The following is a 17,423-nucleotide window of genomic DNA, read 5'->3' as shown; positions in this document are numbered from 1 at the left end:
TATCGTGGGGACTAGCGCCGCCCCTTGCCCCCCAGCAGGGATCCCAGCACGCCGCGGATCAGCTGACGTCCCACCTCGTTGCCGAGGGTGCGGGCCACGCTCTTGGCGGCGGTTTGCACCACCCCGTCGTGCTGGCCGCCACGGGGGCCGGTACGGCCAAACAGCATGCCGCTCAGGGCATCGAGCAGCCCCCCCTGCTCAGGCTGGCTCTTCGGGGTCGGGGAAGGGCTTGATTTCTCATCCCCGGCCGCTTTTTCCTCATTCTCATTGCCCTTGAGCCGCTCGAAGGCGGACTCCCTGTCCTCGATCTGCTCATAGCGGCCGTGCAGCAATGAGCTCTGGACAAGAGTCTGACGCTCGGCCCCCGTCAGTGGCCCGATGCGGCTGGCGGGGGGAGCGATGAAGGCGCGCTCCACCACGCTGGGGCGCCCCTTCTCATCGAGCAGGGAGACGAGCGCCTCACCGACGCCTAGCTCGGTGATGACCCCAGCGGCGTCGAAGGCGGGGTTGGCTCGCAGGGTGTTGGCGGCAATGCGCACCGCCTTCTGATCGCTCGGGGTGAAGGCGCGCAGGGCATGCTGAACCCGGTTGCCGAGCTGCCCCAGCACCGAGTCAGGGATGTCGGCCGGGCTCTGGGTGACGAAATAGACGCCGACCCCTTTGGAGCGGATGAGACGCACCACCAGCTCTATCTTTTCGAGCAATGCCTTGGGCGCGTCATTGAACAGGAGATGCGCCTCGTCGAAGAAGAACACCAGTGTAGGGCGTTCGGGATCCCCCACCTCGGGCAACTGTTCGAACAGCTCGGAGAGCAGCCAGAGCAGGAAGCAGGCATAGAGCCGGCTGGACTGGGTCAGTCTGGCGGCGGCCAGCACATTGATGTGGCCCCTGCCGGCGCCGTCGGTCTGCAGCAGATCCTGGATATCCAGCATGGGCTCGCCGAAGAAGTGATCCCCCCCGGCGCTCTCCAGGGTGAGCAGGTTGCGCAGGATGGCCCCGACCGAGGCGGTGGAGACATTGCCATAACGGGTGGTGAGGAACTTGGCGTTCTCCCCGACAAACTGCACCATGGCCCGCAAGTCTTTCAGGTCGAGCAGCAGCAGCCCCTCGTCGTCCGCCACCTTGAACACCAGCTCCAGCACCCCGCTCTGGGTGTCGTTCAGCCCGAGCAGCCGGGCCAGCAGCAGGGGACCCATGTCGGAGACGGTGGCCCGCACCGGGTGGCCCTGCTCGGCAAAGAGATCCCAGAAGATGGCCGGGCTGGCGGCAAATTCGGGTGCGGGGATGCCGAGCTGCGCCAGGCGGGCATCGAACTTGGTGGAGGGGGCTCCTGGGGCACCCAGTCCGGCGAGATCCCCTTTGACGTCCGCCAGGAACACCGGTACCCCGATGCGGGAGAAGCCTTCCGCCATCACCTGCAGGGTGACGGTCTTGCCGGTCCCGGTAGCGCCGGTGATGAGGCCGTGACGGTTGGCCAGTGCGGGCAGCAGGGTGATGGGCTGGCCATTGGCGTAGGCGAGGGTCAGTGGTTCGGCCATGGAGGGCTCCTTATCGCAGTCGACCAAAGAGGAAACAGACTGATAGGAGTGTGGTGGCAGAGCCAGATGATGGCAAGGGACACCCTCGCGTCGGCCTCCCTTATGTCATTCATTCGCCTCGAAAGTTATGCGTTCAGGGGCGCCGGGGTTGACCCTTGCCGAGGCGAGCCAGTTGCAGCAGCAACAAGGTGAGCAGGGCCCCGGTGGCGGCCGTGATCAGGGCGAGCAGCAAGCTGCCGAGCAGGAAGGGGGGCACCAGGGTGGCCGCCTCGTGTTCCAGCCAGTGCAGTGACCAGTTGAGGTGGAAGGGTTCGGGGGGGTGCCCCAGCATCAGGCAACCGGTGTGATAGGCCCACAGGTACATGAAGGGCAGGGTCAGGGGGTTGTTGAACCAGACTGCCAGCAGGGCCAGCGGCAGGTTGAAACTGAAGACGAGGGCTAGGGCCACCGCGACCAGGGAGTGCATGGGCATGGGCACCCAGCTTGCGAAGATGCCGGAGGCGATGGCGCCGCAGAGGGCGCGGCGCCCACCCTGCCACAGTGCCGGAGCGAGCAGCCGCTCGCCGAACAGGGCAAACCATTTCTGTTGGCGCAGGGTTTCGGGATCCAGCTTCAGGCGGGCTAACCACTGCTTCAGCATGCCCGTGCCACCTTGCGTTTCTGCCATTGACGCACCGTGTTGATGCGCCAGAAGGTGCGGATCAGGGCGTAGCCGAGCAGGGAGCTCAGCAGGGCGAGCACCAGGGAGCCCAGCAACAGGGGCGGAGCCAGGGTTTCGAATACCGAGACCAGCCAGGCCCAGGTGAACTCTATCTCGATATGTTGATGGGGCTGGCCCAGCAGCTGGCATCCCACCAGATAGGCACCGTAGAACAGCGGCGGCATGGTGAAGGGGTTGGAGAGCCAGACCAGGGCGACGGAGAGGGGCAGGTTGACCCGGCAGGCGATGGCGCCGCCGGCGGCCAGCAGCATCTGGCAGGGGAGCGGGATCCAGGCCATGAAGAGGCCCACCGCGAAGGCACCGGCGGCGGAGCGCCGGTTGAGGTGCCAGAGGTTGGCATCGAGCAACAGCTTGCCAAACAGGCGTAAATGCTTGTGCTCCTTGAGCTTCTCCTGATCGGGCAGCCAGCGTTTGATGAGTCGTTTGGGCATGTTTGAAACCTTGCTAAATACTTGCTCAATGGATCTGCGTCTATTGTCGTTTGCCCTAGGGGCAAGCTCCTCACTGCTCTGGCCCTGGCTCCCCTCGATGGCATGGGGGGCCGTGCTGCTGATGTTCGCTCTCTGGCTGGCCCATGGCCGTCATTGGCCCTGGCTGTTCCTGCTGCTCGGCATGCTCTGGATGCAGGTCAGTCTGCAATATCGGCTGGCCTGGCTTGGGAGTCTGGAGGAGCAGACTGCCCACATGATAACCGCAGAGGTGCAAAGTACGGAGTCCTCTGGAGGGAAAGAGGGGGATAAATTTGCTCGTCTGCTGCTGCGCCTCGACACCCTGGATGAGAAAACCATCCGTCCTTCGCCCCTGATCCGCGTCAACGCCTACCAGGGGTTGCCCCCTCTGTCCGCCAGTAGTCGGATCACCCTGGTGAGCACGCTCAAGCCGGCCCACGGGCTCGCCAACGAGGCGGGCATGGACGGGCGAAGACTGCTGCTGGGCAAGGGGATCACCGCCACCGGCAACCTGCGCCGGGTGGTGGCGCTGGCGGCTGTCGCCCCCGGCTGGCGTGAACGCTGGCTGGCCGAGGCCCGTCTCGCCTGGGCTGGACTGTCTCAGGCACCGTTGCTGGCGGCGCTGACCTTTGGCGAGCAGGGCGGGATCTCGGATGCCCAGTGGGATCTGTTTCGTGGCAGCGGCCTGACTCATATCATCGCCATCTCGGGCCAGCATATCGCCCTGGTGGCGGTGCTCGGGTGGTGGCTCGGGCGCCTGTTCGGCTTGCGCGCCGCCATAGTTGTGTCGCTGCTGTTTGCCGCTGTCTACAGCGCCCTGGCAGGATTTGCGGTGGCCACCGAGCGGGCCCTCATCATGGTGGCGGTCTGGAGCCTGCTGCGTTGGCGACGGCGTGACTGGCCGAGTCATCGCATCTGGTTGTGGGCCTTCGTCGTACTCACGCTCTGGGATCCCTTCGCCCTCTACTCGGCGGGTTTCTGGCTCTCCTTCCTCGCGGTGGCGCTCCTGCTGCTGGCGAGCCATCTCATGGCCAGACCCGGCCTGATGCGTCTGCAAGTTCTGCTGCTAGTCGGTCTGCTGCCCTTGCAACTGTTGTTGTTCGAGGGGATGGCCCCCCTGACGCTGCTGTTCAATCTGCTGGCTCTGCCGCTGTTTTGCATCGGCATCATCCCGCTGGCACTCATCGGCGTGCTGGTGGCGCCCATTTCCACCACGCTCGCCCACGGTCTGTTCTGGCTCTCGGCATGCGGACTGGAGTGGGTGCTCTGGGGCGTGAACCTGCTGGCGAGCCATCTTCAGCTCTGGTGGCCGGTGCCGGGCTGGCTGATGCCGACGAGTCTGCTGCTCATCCTTGTGTGGGCGGGCTGGCGTCTACCGGGGGGGCGCTACCTGGCGCTGCCGGTGGGCACGGCCCTGCTGCTGGCTGCATGGCCTGCGCCCAGCCCCTGGCAACTGCGGGTGCTGGACGTGGGACAGGGGCTGGCCGTGCTCATCAGTCGGGGGGAGAGGGGCATCCTCTACGATACCGGCGATCGCTACCCCGGCGGCTACAACATGGCCGATGCCGCCATCCTGCCCGTGCTGAACCGACTCGGCATCCGGGTACTGGATGCCCTCATCATCAGCCACAAGGACAAGGATCACGCGGGCAATCGTCTCGCCGTGCTGCAGGCGTTGCCGGTGCGCCGGGAGATCTCCTCCTTTGCATTCAGCCCAGGCACCCAGCTGTGCCAGCGTGGTCAGCGGTGGCGCTGGCAGGGGCTCGAGTTTGCGGTGCTGTGGCCTGTGCGGCCGGGAGCGGGACACAACAACGATGGCTGTGTGGTGCAGATAAGCGACGGCCCTCGCCGCATGTTGCTCAGTGCCGATATCGAGAAGGAAGCGGAGCGTCGCCTGCTGGTATTGGAAAACGCTGAGGGGCATGTAGGGAGGCTTGCCAGCACCCTGCTGATCAGCCCGCACCACGGCAGCCGCACCTCCTCGACACCGGGCTTCGTGGCGGTGGTCAGTCCGGCCTTTGTCATTCATAGCGCGGGTTTCATGAATCAGTGGCAATTTCCCAAGCCCGAAGTGGTGGCCAGATACGCGGGGGCGCATCAATGGGTGACGGGGCAGGATGGTGCCATCCTGGTCGAAGCCGAGGGGGCGGGACTCAAGATCCGGGCCGAGCGGGAAGAGGGGCCATGGTATCGGCGAAACGGCGACTGGTGGCGGCCCAGACTCTGGGGTTGGTAGGGCATGCCTTCGCTATTTTCCATGTTGTCAGCGCGCGGCGTGATGGCGGTGCTTGGTGTAAGCCTGCGCTTTGGCTAGAATAGCCCGTCATTTCCTTCAATTACGGCTATTCATGCAACAAGAAACCTCACAAGAGAGCTGGCCCGTCTTCAAGCGCCTGCTCGGTTATGTCCGGGATCGCAAACTGGGACTGGTTGGCGGCATCATCGGCATGCTGGGCTATGCAGCCGTGGATACCACCTTCGTCTATTCCATCAAGCCGCTCATCGATCAGGGGCTCAACGGCAACGACAGTAGCGTGCTCAAGTGGATGCCCTTCTTCGTGCTGGGTATCGTCGCCTTGCGTGGCTGCGCCGCCTTCCTCTCCAACTACTGCATGGCCTGGGTCGGCAACCATGTGGTGATGCGGCTGCAACAGCAGGTGTTCAGCCACCTGATGGCCATGCCCATGAGTTTCTTCGACCGCCAGAATACCGGTAACCTGCTCTCCAAGGTGACCTATGACGCCGGCCAGGTCTCCTCCGCCGCGAGTTCGACCCTGGTCTCCCTGGTGCGGGAAGGGGCCACCGTTATCGGCCTGCTGGGCCTGATGTTCTACCACTCCTGGCAACTGTCGGTGATCTTCCTGGTGGTGGGCCCGGTAGTGGGCGTCCTCATTGGTCTCATCAGCCGTCGTTTTCGCAAGATCAGCCGCCAGATCCAGCAGGCGGTGGGAGATATCACCACCTCCACCGAGCAGATGCTCAAGGGTCACAAGGAGGTGCTGATGTTCGGTGGCCAGGAGGTGGAGGACAAGCGCTTCTTCTCCGTCAGCAACCGCATGCGCCAGCAGACCATGAAGATGGTGGCGGCGGATGCCATCGGCAGCCCCATCGTGCAGATGGTGGCCTCGGTGGCCCTGGCGGTCTTCCTCTATGTGGCGACCATCGACAGCGTTAAGGCGACCCTGACCGCGGGGACCTTCACCGTCATGGTCACCTCCATGATGATGCTGCTCAAGCCGCTGAAAAGCCTGACCGACGTGAACAACCAGTTCCAGCGCGGCATCACCGCCTGTCAGAGCCTGTTCGGCCTGCTCGACTCCACCCCGGAAGAGGACACCGGCACCCGCACCCTGGAGCGGGCCCGTGGTGAAATCGAGTTTCGCAATGTCACCTTCACCTACCCGACCAAGGAGACTCCGGCGCTGCACAATGTCAGCTTCAAGGTCGAGGCGGGCAAATCAGTGGCCCTGGTGGGGCGCTCCGGCTCCGGCAAGAGCACCATCGCGAGCCTGCTGACCCGTTTCTACGACATCGAGCAGGGGGAGATCCTGCTGGACGGGGTCAATATCCGCGAATACAAGTTGAGCGAGCTGCGCAAGCAGTACGCCCTGGTCTCCCAGCACGTGCATCTGTTCAACGACTCCGTGGCCAACAACATCGCCTACGCGGCGGAAGATCGCTACAGCCGGGAACAGATCCAGCACGCGGCCAGCATCGCCCACGCAGACGAGTTCGTGCGCAAGATGCCGGAAGGCTACGACACCGTCATCGGTGAGAACGGCGCCTCCCTGTCTGGCGGTCAGCGCCAGCGCATCGCCATCGCCCGCGCCCTGCTGCGCGACGCCCCCGTGCTGCTGCTGGATGAGGCCACCTCGGCCCTGGACACAGAGTCCGAGCGTCACATCCAGGCGGCCATCGACGAGCTGTGCAAGGCGCGCACCTCCCTGGTCATCGCCCACCGCCTCTCCACCATCGAGAAGGCGGACGAGATCCTGGTGATCGACGAGGGTCACATCGTCGAGCGCGGCAACCACAGCGAACTGATGAGCCAGCAGGGCACCTATGCCCAGCTGCGCGCCATCCAGTTCGGTGCCAGCCAACCCGCCGCGAGCCAGCAGGCCTGATGCTGGAGCGGCTCTGGTACGAGAAGAGTGGCTGGCGCTGGGCGCTGGCCCCCTTCGCGCTCTTGTTCGCCCTCATCAGCGGCGTGCGCCGCTCTGCCTATCGACGCGACTGGCTCAAAGCCTATCGCGCCAGTCTGCCGGTCATCGTCGTCGGCAACATCTCGGTCGGTGGCAACGGCAAGACCCCGGTCGTGGTCTGGCTGGTGGAGCAGTTGCAGGCTCGCGGCTTCAAACCCGGGGTGGTGAGCCGTGGCTACGGCGGCAAGGCGCCCCATTATCCGTATCGACTGGATGAGAACAGCACCACGGCCGAGGCGGGGGATGAGCCCGTACTGATCGCCCGGCGCTGTGGCTGCCCGGTGGTGGTGGCCCCCAAGCGCGCCGATGCGGTGCAGCGATTGGAGCCTGAGGTGGACATCATCATCACCGACGACGGCCTGCAGCACTATGCCCTGGCCCGGGATCTGGAACTGGTGGTGGTGGACGGCATGCGCCGCTTCGGCAATGGCTGCCTGCTGCCCATGGGGCCCCTGCGCGAGCCCATGACCCGCTTGCAGCGGGTGGATGCCATCATCTGCAATGGCGGCACCCCGGCGAGGGGGGAATACCCCATGCAACTGGTGGCGGATACGCCGCGCCGGGTGCGAGACGACATGCCGGCCACCGAGCCTTTGCCGCGCGAAATCGATGCCCTGGCGGGAATCGGTCATCCTCCCCGTTTCTTCGCGACCCTCACCAGCCTTGGCTATGAACTCAAGCAGAGCGTCGGCTACGCGGATCACCAGGCGTTCGACCGCGCCGAGCTGCTGGCCCGCTTCGGCGAGCGTCCCTTGCTGATGACGGAGAAGGACGCGGTCAAGTGCCGGGACTTCGCGCCGGACCACTGGTGGTATCTGCCGGTCAGCGCGGCGCTGCCGACCTCCTTGCTCGATGCCCTGCTGGCCTCCTTGGCCACGACCCGTGGGGATGTGGCAGCACCTCGTGCTAATGTGAATAAATAAACATCGTATTTGTGCTGCTGGTGCGAGATTTACCTTGGGTAATGACTGCCACAGCGGCCCAATCAGTTGAAAATATGGCGATGTCCGGCGTGAATACCAGGCCTGTGCCCGCAGGGGTACTCGTCATCGGCGCCGGACATGCCCACTGGATTGCCCGGCATTACTGACCGGGATCGCCTGTCCGAAATCGTCAAAGGAGTTTCGTTGTGGCACTGGATATCAAATTGCTCGACATCATCGCCTGCCCGGTTTGCAAGGGGAAGCTGCACTACAACAAGGCCGCCCATGAGCTGATCTGCCGCTTCGACAAGCTGGCCTATCCGCTGGAGGAGGGGATACCTGTGTTGCTGGAGAACCGCGCCCGCGCCCTGGCACTCGAAGAGCTGAACCCATGAGCTTCGTCGTCGTCATTCCGGCCCGCTACGCCTCGACCCGGCTGCCGGGCAAGCCGCTGGCGGACATCCATGGCAAACCCATGGTGCAGCACGTGGTGGAAAAAGCCCTGCAGTCCGGTGCGGATCGGGTGATCGTTGCCACCGACGACGTGCGGGTACAAAGCGCACTGGCTGCGGTGGCCAGCGAGACGGGAGCCGAGGTGTGCATGACCTCCCCGGATCACCAGTCCGGCACCGAGCGTCTGGCAGAGGTGTGCCGTCACTACGGTTTTGCCGCCGATACCATCATCGTCAACGTGCAGGGGGATGAGCCCCTCATTCCCCCCGCCATCATCCGCCAGGTGGCGGACAACCTGGCCAGTGCCAGCGCCCCCATGGCGACCCTCTCCGTGCCCATCCAGGATGCCGAAGAGGCGTTCAATCCCAATGCGGTGAAGGTGGTGACCGACCAGGCGGGCTATGCCCTCTACTTCAGTCGCGCCTCCATTCCGTGGGACAGGGATCGCTTTGCCCAGAGCCACGCAGAGATCGGGGCGCATTATCAGCGCCATATCGGCATCTACGCCTATCGCGCCGGTTTCATCCAGCGTTACGTGGATTGGGCGCCGAGCGCCCTCGAGCAGATCGAGGCGTTGGAGCAGCTGCGGGTGCTCTGGTACGGGGAGAAGATCCACGTGGCCCTGGCGCTGGAAGCCCCCCCCGTGGGAGTGGATACCCAGCGGGATCTGGACAAGGTGCGTGCCCTGCTGGCCCCCTGATAAAGATCACGGCAATCAGACCCGAAACGGCGCCTCAAGGCGCCGTTTTTTGGTTGAAACTTTACATAATTAGTTGATTTAAAACGGCATTAATGGAGAGTTTCAAACTTTTACCGGCCATGGTTTGCCAAATCACCGAGTTTGGTTATGATGCAAGACGCCGTGTTAACCCTAACTGGCATATAACGACATAAGAAACGGGGTGTATGGGTGATTAATGTATTCCTGGTCGATGATCATGAGTTGGTGCGTACAGGGATAAGACGCATTTTGGAAGATGTCCGCGGGATCAAGGTGGTGGGCGAGGCACAGAGCGGCGAGACGGCCGTGGCCTTCTGCCGGCAACATCACCCCGACGTGATCCTGATGGACATGAACATGCCGGGGATCGGCGGTCTGGAAGCGACCCGCAAGATCCTGCGGATCCGGCCCGATGTGCGCATCATAGTGCTGACCATTCATTCAGAAAACCCCTTCCCGACCAAGGTGATGCAGGCGGGTGCCGCCGGTTATCTGACCAAGGGGGCTGCGCCTGACGAGATGATCCACGCCATCCGGCTGGTACACTCCGGCCAGCGTTACATCTCCCCGGAGATTGCCCAGCAGATGGCCCTGAGCCAGTTCGCCTCGGCGGACGAGAACCCCTTCAAGTCCCTCTCCGAGCGCGAGCTGCAGATCATGATGATGATCACCAAGGGGCAGAAGGTGACCGACATCTCCGAGCAGCTCAACCTGAGTCCGAAGACGGTCAACAGCTACCGCTACCGGTTGTTCAGCAAGCTCGACATCAACGGGGATGTGGAGCTGACCCATCTGGCCATTCGCTACGGCATGCTGGATGCCGATACCCTCTGATCGGGTTGAGTGTGTTGAAAAAGGCGGCCCGGGCCGCCTTTTTGCTTGATGGCCCTGGCTGCTTCTGTCGCCGCTCGGTTTTGCTTTCCGGTGGCGGGGCGCAGTATGATCCCCCGAGAATCTTGTCCTGAATCGAGTCGCCGATGATCCCTTCTCCTGAACCCCATTTCGACAGCAAGTCCTTCCTGAGTGCGGTCACCAACCAGAGCGGTGTCTACCGCATGTATGATGCTGGCGGCACCGTCATCTACGTGGGCAAGGCCAAGGATCTCAAGAAGCGACTCGCCTCCTACTTTCGCACCCATGTCGACAGCATCAAGACCCGCACCCTGGTGCGCCAGATAGCCGACATCCAGGTGACGGTGACCCACACCGAGACCGAGGCGCTGATCCTCGAGCACAACCTCATCAAGCAGTACCAGCCGCGCTACAACGTGCTGCTGCGCGACGACAAGTCCTACCCCTGGATCATCATCACCAGCCATCGTCATCCTCGCATCGGCGTCCACCGTGGGGCCCGCAAGGTGAAAGGGGACTACTTCGGCCCGTATCCGTCCGGTGGCGCCGTGCGCGAGAGCCTGCACCTGATGCAGAAAATCTTCCCGGTGCGCCAGTGCGAGGACGCCGTCTATGCCAACCGCACCCGTCCCTGCCTGCTCTATCAGCTCAAGCGTTGCGCCGGCCCCTGTGTCGCGGGTCTGGTGAGCGAGGCGGAGTACGCCCAGCAGGTGGAGCTGGCCAAGCTGTTCCTCGCGGGCAAGGACCAGCAGGTGATAGGGGAGCTGGTGGGCAAGATGGAGTCCGCCAGCGGCGATCTGCGCTTTGAGGAAGCGGCCCGCTACCGGGATCAGATCCAGGCCCTACGCCGGGTCACCGAGCAGCAATCGGTGAGTGGCAATGTGCTGGACGAGCTGGATGTGGTGGGGGTGGCCTTCGAACAGGGCACCGCCTGCATCCATGTGCTCTTCATCCGTCAGGGCAAGGTGCTGGGTTCGCGCAGCTACTTCCCCAAGGTGCCGGCGGATACGCCGCTCGACGAGGTGGTGCAATCCTTCCTGCTGCAGTTCTACCTGTCGGGGCAGGGGGGCAGGCAGATCCCGAGCGAAGTGCTGCTGGACGTGGCGCTGGAGGATGAAAGCGTCATCGCCGAGACCCTGAGCCAGACCGCCGGTTACAAGGTGCGGGTGCAGAGCCGCACTCGCTCCGAGCGGGCCCGTTTCATCAAGCTGGCCGCCATCAACGCCGAGACGGCGCTGCGCTCGCGCCTCGCCCACAAGAGCACCACCACCGCCCGCTTCACCCAGCTGGAGGAGCTGCTGGAGCTGGAGGCCCCCATCGCCCGCATGGAGTGTTTCGATATCTCCCATACCATGGGGGAGCGCACCGTGGCGTCTTGTGTGGTGTTCAACCGGGAGGGGCCGCTCAGCTCCGAATACCGCCGTTTCAATATCGACGGCATCACCGGCGGGGATGACTACGCCGCCATGGAGCAGGCGCTGGAGCGGCGCTTTGGCAAGCAGCAGGAGCCGGACAAGGTGCCGGATGTGCTGTTTATCGACGGCGGCCTCGGCCAGTTGCGCCGGGCCGAAGAGATCCTGGCGCGACAGCTCGAGTTCCTCGGCGGCAAACACCCACTGCTGGTGGGGATCGCCAAGGGGGTGACCCGCAAGGCGGGGCTGGAGACCCTCATCATGGGGGATAGCCACGAAGAGCTGCACTTGCCGGCGGATATGCCCGCCTTGCACCTCATCCAGCACATTCGCGACGAATCCCATCGATTTGCCATCACCGGCCACCGGGCACGGCGCGCCAAGGCCCGCACCACCAGTACCCTGGAGGATATTCCCGGGGTCGGGCCCAAACGCCGGCAGGCCCTGCTCAAATACCTGGGGGGCCTGCAGGAGGTGAAGAAGGCGGGGGTGGACGAGCTCGCCAAGGTGCCCGGCATCAGCCAGGAGCTGGCCCAGTCCATCCACGATGCCCTGCACTCGTTGTGATAGAAACAGGGTCATATCGGCGCGGGGATCATCCTGGGCGATCAGGGTATTGCACAGGGGCGCCGGGCCCGGTGGGATCTGGCAAAGCCCTGTTTCGGCATACAAGAGCCGTGACGTCGGGGGGCCGCCAATGCCATAATAACCGGCATCCTGAGGTTATTGACGGATCCATAGACCAAGACGGGCACCGCCCGGTTGCATCGGCAATCGGCTTGGGGCTACCCTGTAGCGGCATACAAGAAGTGGCTGAAAAATAATGACAAATATTCCTAACCTGCTGACGTTTTTTCGGATTTTGCTCATCCCCGTCTTCGTCATCCTGTTCTACCTTCCCTATCAGTGGGCCTATGTGGCGGCGGCCATCGTCTTCATCCTGGCGGCGGCGACCGACTGGTTTGATGGCTATCTCGCCCGCAAGCTGAACCAGTCCACCGCGTTTGGTGCCTTCCTCGATCCCGTTGCCGACAAGATCATGGTGGCGGCGGCCCTGGTGGTCATCGTCGAGCACTACAACACCATCTGGGTGACCATTCCGGCCATGACCATGATAGGCCGCGAGATCATCATCTCCGCCCTGCGGGAATGGATGGCCGAGCTTGGCAAGCGCTCCTCGGTGGCGGTCAGCTGGATTGGCAAGTGGAAGACCATGATCCAGATGGTGTCGCTCACCGGCCTCATCTGGCAGTACGACATCTGGATGGTCTGGCTCGCCTACGTGCTGCTCTATGTGGCGACCGTGCTCACCTTCTGGTCCATGTTCCAGTACATGAAGGCCGCGTGGGGCGATCTGAGCTATCACTCCCGCTTCTAGTTTGTCTCCTCACAAACCCCCGTTTCCCGGCCCTTGGTGCCAGGAAACGGTCATGAGGGGCAAAAGTGTGGGAAAGGGCAAAAAATGCCCGAACGATCAGCGTATTAAATGTTTTTGGTTGACTGGGCGAGGAACATCGCTAGAATGCGTCCTCGTAGTCAGGCAATCAGCCAGACCGATGCGGGAATAGCTCAGTTGGTAGAGCACGACCTTGCCAAGGTCGGGGTCGCGAGTTCGAGTCTCGTTTCCCGCTCCAAATTCAGACAATCGAGAGTTCACTCTCCTTTGCATGGCGCGTTAGCAAAGCGGTTATGCAGCGGATTGCAAATCCGTTTAGTCCGGTTCGACTCCGGAACGTGCCTCCATATTGACAAGCCCGCCGCGCGGACTTGATACCGATTACGGTGCCCGAGTGGTGAAATCGGTAGACACAAGGGATTTAAAATCCCTCGCCGTTCGCGGCGTGCCGGTTCGATTCCGGCCTCGGGCACCATTAAAATCAAAGACTTAAAAAGGCCGCTAGCAATAGCGGCCTTTTTGTTTTTGTCTCGTGTCCACCTTTTGTCCACACATCCTCGGACTTGGGATCAAGTCCATTCAGTTCGATGACGATTGGATGGAGTGGATAGTGCATTGCCGCAAGTTTGCCGGCCCCACTACTTACGTCGGTTCTGTCCCATCGTCTGGAATGGATGCGGTCTGTTGCTACCTGTCATCCCCTTGCCTGATGTACGTCACTTCTTGGATCGCGACCATAAAAAATCCGAAACACTGGGTTTCGGATCTTTGCCCGTGAGGGCGCGCACTATGCCAAGGGAAAGCGGGTCTGTCAGCTGCGTACCTTGTTGTAGATAAACAGCACGATCAGGGCGCCGACGGTGGCGATGATGATGCTCGGCAGGTTGAAGCCGGTAACGTCACCCATGCCGAGCAGGGTGCTGACATAGCCCCCCACCATGGCACCGATCACGCCCAGGATCACCGTCATGAAGAAACCACCACCATCCTTGCCCGGCATGATCCATTTGGCCAGAATGCCGACGATCAGTCCCAATACAATCCAGGTAATAAATCCCATCACTCTATCCTCGCTATGTGAGAGACCTAGAGTATACGCAGTGGATTGGAATGTATCCCGCCAGGGACTCGGGTTGGTCAGAAATAGTCATATGAGAACCATCCACCCGGCGGGCGTGCATTGTTTACGCCAGTGAACAGGTCTCGAGTCGCTGCCCGGCGGGGGAGCACACCAGAATGGACCCCTGCTCGAACCAGTCTCCCAGCACGATGCGCCGCGCCCGTTTGCCATCCAGTTTGAATTCGTGGATGGCGGGCCTGTGGGTGTGGCCGTGGATCATCAGGGCGCAGTCATGGGCGCGCAACATGGCGTCCACTGCCGCGGGGGTGACGTCCATGATGGTCTGCTGCTTGCCGGCGTTCTCCATCTGGCTCTGACCCCGCAGTCTGTAGGCGATGGACTGGCGGCGAGCGAGGGGCAGGCGCAGAAACAGCCAGCGCAGCCACTTCTGCTGGGTGATGCGACGAAACTTCTGATAATCCACATCCAGGGTGCAGAGCAGATCCCCGTGGCTCAACAGCACCCGCTCCCCGTAGAGGTCGATGACGCAAGGGTCCCCGAGCAGTGTCATGCCGGCACGTTTGGCAAACTGCCTGCCCAGCAGGAAGTCACGGTTGCCGTGGATGAAGTAAAGGGGCACCCCTTGCTGGCTCAGGGCGAAGAAGGCATCCGCCACCTGGCGATGGAGTGGATTGGGGTCGTCATCTCCCACCCAGAATTCGAACAGATCCCCGAGTACATAGAGAGCATCGGTGCCGGGGGCGTCCTGTTCGAGAAAGCGCACCAGGGCGGCCGTCATGTCGGGGCGGGTATCGCTGAGGTGAATATCGCTGATAAAGAGGGTGTTCATGGGGTCCTGAGCGTCATGGTAAGGGAAGGTCGCCGGTGCGAGGCGAGGAGGGCGCCGCTGACCAGACAATCTGGTCAAGATGCTTACCCTCCAGGGCCAACAAGGCCAGATAAGGGTCACCGGGGAGATCGAGCAACCGGCAGATGGCCGCTTCACCCTTGAGATCCGCATGATGGCGAAGGGCGAGCACGGCGAGATAAAAATCGTGGCCGAAGCGCTCGAGCAGGGCGGCCATCAGGCTGAGATGGCGCCAGCCGTGGCGCGTCTCGATGGGCGCTTGGGTGATATAGAGCTCGACGGGCCATGCCTGGCCATCCGGGCCGTCATGGGTCTGCTCGGCGAGCCACACCTGCTGACCCTTGTCGCTGACCTGCCAGCCGTGCCGGGCAAGGTGTTTCGCGAAGGCGGCGGGTGAGCCGTGCTGGCAGAGAATGTCGAGATCGCTGCCGGGCCGATCCAGCCCGATGGCGACCGTGCTGACCAGCGCGAGATCCTGGCACTGATCTGCCAGCTCATCCCACAGTCCGGCGCTGAGCAGGGCGTGGGCCGAGCGCTGGCGCGGGTTGCCCTGGGCCAGGTAGTCGAGGCGGCGCCAGTTCGGGCCGCCGTCTGCACCCGATGCCAGCGCAGATGGAAAAACTGCGGCCGGGGCCGCAGTTGTGTCAGTGCCGAGATGGCAGCAATCAGTCAGCAAGGGTCACCTTGGTGATGACGACGTCTTCGGTCGGCACGTCCTGGTGCATGCGGCCGTAGTTGCCGGTCTTCACGCCCTTGATCTTGTTGACCACGTCCATGCCCGCGGTCACTTTACCGAATACGCAGTAGCCGAAGCCCTGGGTGGTGGCGGACTTGAAGTCGAGGAAGTCGTTGTTGTTCACGTTGATGAAGAACTGGGCGCTGGCGGAGTGCGGCTCCATGGTACGGGCCATGGCGATGGTGCCAATCTTGTTGGACAGGCCGTTGGCCGCTTCGTTCTTGATGGAGGCGCGGGTGTCTTTCTCTTCGAAGCCGGGAGCATAGCCGCCGCCCTGGATCATGAAGCCGTCGATGACGCGGTGGAAGATGGTGTTGTCGTAGTGACCGTCACGGCAGTATTGCAGGAAGTTGGCCACGGTTTCCGGGGCTTTCTCGGCGTTCAGGGTGAGGGTGATGTCGCCGTGGTTGGTGTGCAGAGTAACCATGAGGTTGTCCTTGTCTGTGAGGTGAGCCGCGCCGGGCTCACGGGTGTATGGCATAAAGTGGTGGCAATTCTAGCCCAACAAGGGCGCCCGGCATAGCGCTGGCGTGATACCAATGTGGCGTGCGAAGGGCGACGGTGCAGGATCCGGCCCGTTTTGCGCCTCGTTTTCTCCCCCGGATGCGGTTAGAATGTCAGACCATTTTACTCACAGGCAGTGGTCTAAAGATGCTGAAGATCTACAACACACTCACTCGTCAAAAAGAAGAATTCAAACCTATCCACCCGGGCAAGGTGGGCATGTATGTGTGTGGGGTCACCATCTACGATCACTGTCATATCGGCCACGGCCGCACCTTCGTCGCCTTCGACGTGGTGGCCCGTTACCTGCGCTACAGCGGCTATGAGCTGAACTATGTGCGCAACGTCACCGACGTGGACGACAAGATCATCAAGCGTGCCGCCGAGACGCACGTTACCTGCGACGATCTGACCGAGCGTCTCATCGGCGACATGCACCAGGATTTCGATGCCCTCGGCATGGTGCGCCCTGACATCGAACCCCGCGCCACCCAGCACATTCACGAAATCATCGAGCTGGTGCAATCCCTGCTGGCCAAAGAGCACGCCTACGTGGCGGACAACGGTGACGTCATGTTCATCGTCGAGTCCTTCGCCGACTACGGCAAGCTCTCGGGCCAGGATCTGGAACAACTGCAGGCCGGCGCCCGGGTCGACGTGGTCGATGCCAAGCGCAATCCGCTGGACTTCGTGCTGTGGAAGATGTCCAAGCCCGGCGAGCCGACCTGGGACAGCCCCTGGGGCCCGGGTCGCCCCGGCTGGCACATCGAGTGCTCCGCCATGAACTCCAAGCACCTTGGCAACCACTTCGACATCCACGGTGGCGGCTCGGATCTGCAGTTCCCGCACCACGAGAACGAGATCGCCCAGTCCTGCTGCGCCCACGGTGGCGACTACGTCAACACCTGGATGCACAGCGGCATGGTGATGGTGGATAAAGAGAAGATGTCCAAGTCCCTTGGCAACTTCTTCACCATTCGCGACGTGCTGGCCCACTATGACGCCGAGACCGTGCGCTACTTCCTGATGTCCGGCCACTATCGCAGCCAGCTCAACTACTCGGAAGACAACCTGAAGCAGGCCCGCGCCGCCCTGGAGCGCATGTACACCGCATTGCGCGATCTGCCGGCCGTTGCCGCTGCCGGTGGAGACGAGCAGGTGGCCCGCTTCAAGGAGGCGATGGATGACGACTTCAACACCCCGGAAGCCTACTCCGCCCTGTTCGACCTGGTGCGCGAGATCAACCGCCAGAAAGCCGAAGACATGGCTGTCGCCGCTGGCCTGGGTGCCCGTCTGCGCGAGCTCGGCGCCGTGCTCGGCATTCTGCAGCAGGATCCGGATGCCTTCTTGAAGGGTGACGAGGCCGACGACGAAGTGGCCGAAATTGAACAACTAATCGCCCAGCGTAACCAGGCCCGTGCCGACAAGAACTGGGCCGCCGCCGACGCCGCTAGAGCCCGTCTCACCGAGATGGGCATAGTGCTGGAAGACAGCGCCGGCAAGACCAGCTGGCGCCGTGCCTAAGGCCGGTGGAGCTGCTCGCGCCAACCGGTTGAGCCAATAAAAAACCGCAGCCCTAGGGCTGCGG

At 62.7% G+C, this 17,423-nt stretch carries 16 protein-coding genes and 3 tRNA genes; 12 read left to right on the top strand and 7 right to left on the bottom strand.

The features are described 5' to 3' along the window. Window positions 1-11: 11 nt before the first annotated feature. From ABNP46_RS13420 to ABNP46_RS13410, 3 genes are all read right to left on the bottom strand, one after another. Window positions 12-1,538 carry a helicase HerA-like domain-containing protein gene (locus ABNP46_RS13420; protein WP_349918427.1) on the bottom strand — a complete coding sequence of 509 codons (1,527 nt, stop codon included), beginning with the start codon at window positions 1,536-1,538 and terminating at the stop codon, window positions 12-14. A gap of 133 nt (window positions 1,539-1,671) precedes the next feature. After that, window positions 1,672-2,178, bottom strand: a complete 507-nt coding sequence (locus ABNP46_RS13415) for a DUF2062 domain-containing protein (RefSeq protein ID WP_349922485.1) — start codon at window positions 2,176-2,178, stop codon at window positions 1,672-1,674. Further along, a complete protein-coding gene (locus ABNP46_RS13410) occupies window positions 2,172-2,690 on the bottom strand; it encodes a DUF2062 domain-containing protein (RefSeq protein WP_349918426.1) in 519 nt (172 codons plus the stop codon). Before ABNP46_RS13410 ends, ABNP46_RS13415 begins: the two co-directional genes overlap by 7 nt. A 28-nt stretch (window positions 2,691-2,718) precedes the next feature. Here ABNP46_RS13410 and ABNP46_RS13405 point away from each other — a divergent pair, with 28 nt between their 5' ends. From ABNP46_RS13405 to ABNP46_RS13355, 11 genes are all read left to right on the top strand, one after another. Continuing rightward, on the top strand, window positions 2,719-4,944 hold the full coding sequence (locus tag ABNP46_RS13405) for a DNA internalization-related competence protein ComEC/Rec2 (protein ID WP_349918424.1): 2,226 nt from the start codon (window positions 2,719-2,721) through the stop codon (window positions 4,942-4,944). A gap of 112 nt (window positions 4,945-5,056) precedes the next feature. After that, the gene (gene msbA, locus ABNP46_RS13400; RefSeq protein WP_349918423.1) at window positions 5,057-6,832 is read left to right on the top strand and encodes a lipid A ABC transporter ATP-binding protein/permease MsbA; all 1,776 of its coding nucleotides are present in this window, start codon (window positions 5,057-5,059) and stop codon (window positions 6,830-6,832) included. Then, entirely contained in the window at window positions 6,832-7,833 is a 1,002-nt protein-coding gene (gene lpxK, locus ABNP46_RS13395; protein WP_349918422.1) for a tetraacyldisaccharide 4'-kinase, read from the top strand. The genes msbA and lpxK overlap by 1 nt, the downstream gene beginning before the upstream one ends. Before the next feature lie 206 nt (window positions 7,834-8,039). Further along, window positions 8,040-8,228: a Trm112 family protein gene (locus tag ABNP46_RS13390; protein ID WP_349918421.1), complete on the top strand. Its 189-nt coding sequence runs from the start codon at window positions 8,040-8,042 to the stop codon at window positions 8,226-8,228. Then, window positions 8,225-8,986, top strand: coding sequence for a 3-deoxy-manno-octulosonate cytidylyltransferase (gene kdsB, locus ABNP46_RS13385; RefSeq protein ID WP_349918419.1), 762 nt, complete (start codon window positions 8,225-8,227; stop codon window positions 8,984-8,986). Before ABNP46_RS13390 ends, kdsB begins: the two co-directional genes overlap by 4 nt. Before the next feature lie 210 nt (window positions 8,987-9,196). Next, window positions 9,197-9,841: a UvrY/SirA/GacA family response regulator transcription factor gene (uvrY, locus tag ABNP46_RS13380; protein ID WP_349918418.1), complete on the top strand. Its 645-nt coding sequence runs from the start codon at window positions 9,197-9,199 to the stop codon at window positions 9,839-9,841. A 143-nt stretch (window positions 9,842-9,984) separates the two neighbouring features. Next, window positions 9,985-11,838 carry an excinuclease ABC subunit UvrC gene (gene uvrC, locus ABNP46_RS13375; RefSeq protein ID WP_349918416.1) on the top strand — a complete coding sequence of 618 codons (1,854 nt, stop codon included), beginning with the start codon at window positions 9,985-9,987 and terminating at the stop codon, window positions 11,836-11,838. A gap of 256 nt (window positions 11,839-12,094) precedes the next feature. Continuing rightward, window positions 12,095-12,649, top strand: coding sequence for a CDP-diacylglycerol--glycerol-3-phosphate 3-phosphatidyltransferase (pgsA, locus tag ABNP46_RS13370; protein WP_100861136.1), 555 nt, complete (start codon window positions 12,095-12,097; stop codon window positions 12,647-12,649). 180 nt (window positions 12,650-12,829) lie between these two features. Further along, window positions 12,830-12,905: transfer RNA gene (locus ABNP46_RS13365), tRNA-Gly, on the top strand. A 35-nt stretch (window positions 12,906-12,940) separates the two neighbouring features. Then, window positions 12,941-13,014, top strand: a tRNA-Cys gene (locus tag ABNP46_RS13360). A 41-nt stretch (window positions 13,015-13,055) separates the two neighbouring features. Continuing rightward, a tRNA-Leu gene (locus tag ABNP46_RS13355) sits at window positions 13,056-13,142 on the top strand. Window positions 13,143-13,478: 336 nt separating this feature from the next. Here the strand turns inward: ABNP46_RS13355 and ABNP46_RS13350 are convergent. The 4 genes from ABNP46_RS13350 to ABNP46_RS13335 form a co-directional block, all read right to left on the bottom strand. Continuing rightward, entirely contained in the window at window positions 13,479-13,727 is a 249-nt protein-coding gene (locus tag ABNP46_RS13350; RefSeq protein ID WP_349918414.1) for a GlsB/YeaQ/YmgE family stress response membrane protein, read from the bottom strand. Window positions 13,728-13,851: 124 nt separating this feature from the next. Beyond that, entirely contained in the window at window positions 13,852-14,577 is a 726-nt protein-coding gene (gene lpxH, locus ABNP46_RS13345) for a UDP-2,3-diacylglucosamine diphosphatase (RefSeq protein ID WP_349918413.1), read from the bottom strand. A 13-nt stretch (window positions 14,578-14,590) separates the two neighbouring features. Continuing rightward, on the bottom strand, window positions 14,591-15,271 hold the full coding sequence (locus ABNP46_RS13340) for a DUF4269 domain-containing protein (protein ID WP_349918411.1): 681 nt from the start codon (window positions 15,269-15,271) through the stop codon (window positions 14,591-14,593). Then, window positions 15,261-15,758, bottom strand: a complete 498-nt coding sequence (locus ABNP46_RS13335; protein ID WP_349918410.1) for a peptidylprolyl isomerase — start codon at window positions 15,756-15,758, stop codon at window positions 15,261-15,263. The genes ABNP46_RS13340 and ABNP46_RS13335 overlap by 11 nt, the downstream gene beginning before the upstream one ends. 224 nt (window positions 15,759-15,982) lie before the next feature. Here ABNP46_RS13335 and cysS point away from each other — a divergent pair, with 224 nt between their 5' ends. Then, complete coding sequence (gene cysS / locus ABNP46_RS13330) at window positions 15,983-17,359, top strand: cysteine--tRNA ligase (protein ID WP_349918409.1); 1,377 nt, start codon at window positions 15,983-15,985, stop codon at window positions 17,357-17,359. Window positions 17,360-17,423: the final 64 nt, after the last annotated feature.

Origin of the sequence: Aeromonas veronii (genome assembly GCF_040215105.1) — a bacterium.
In the GTDB taxonomy this organism is placed as follows: Bacteria; Pseudomonadota; Gammaproteobacteria; order Enterobacterales; family Aeromonadaceae; genus Aeromonas; species Aeromonas veronii_G.
The sequence above is the reverse complement of the archived record's forward strand: the minus strand, read 5'-3'. Positions and strand labels throughout refer to the sequence as shown.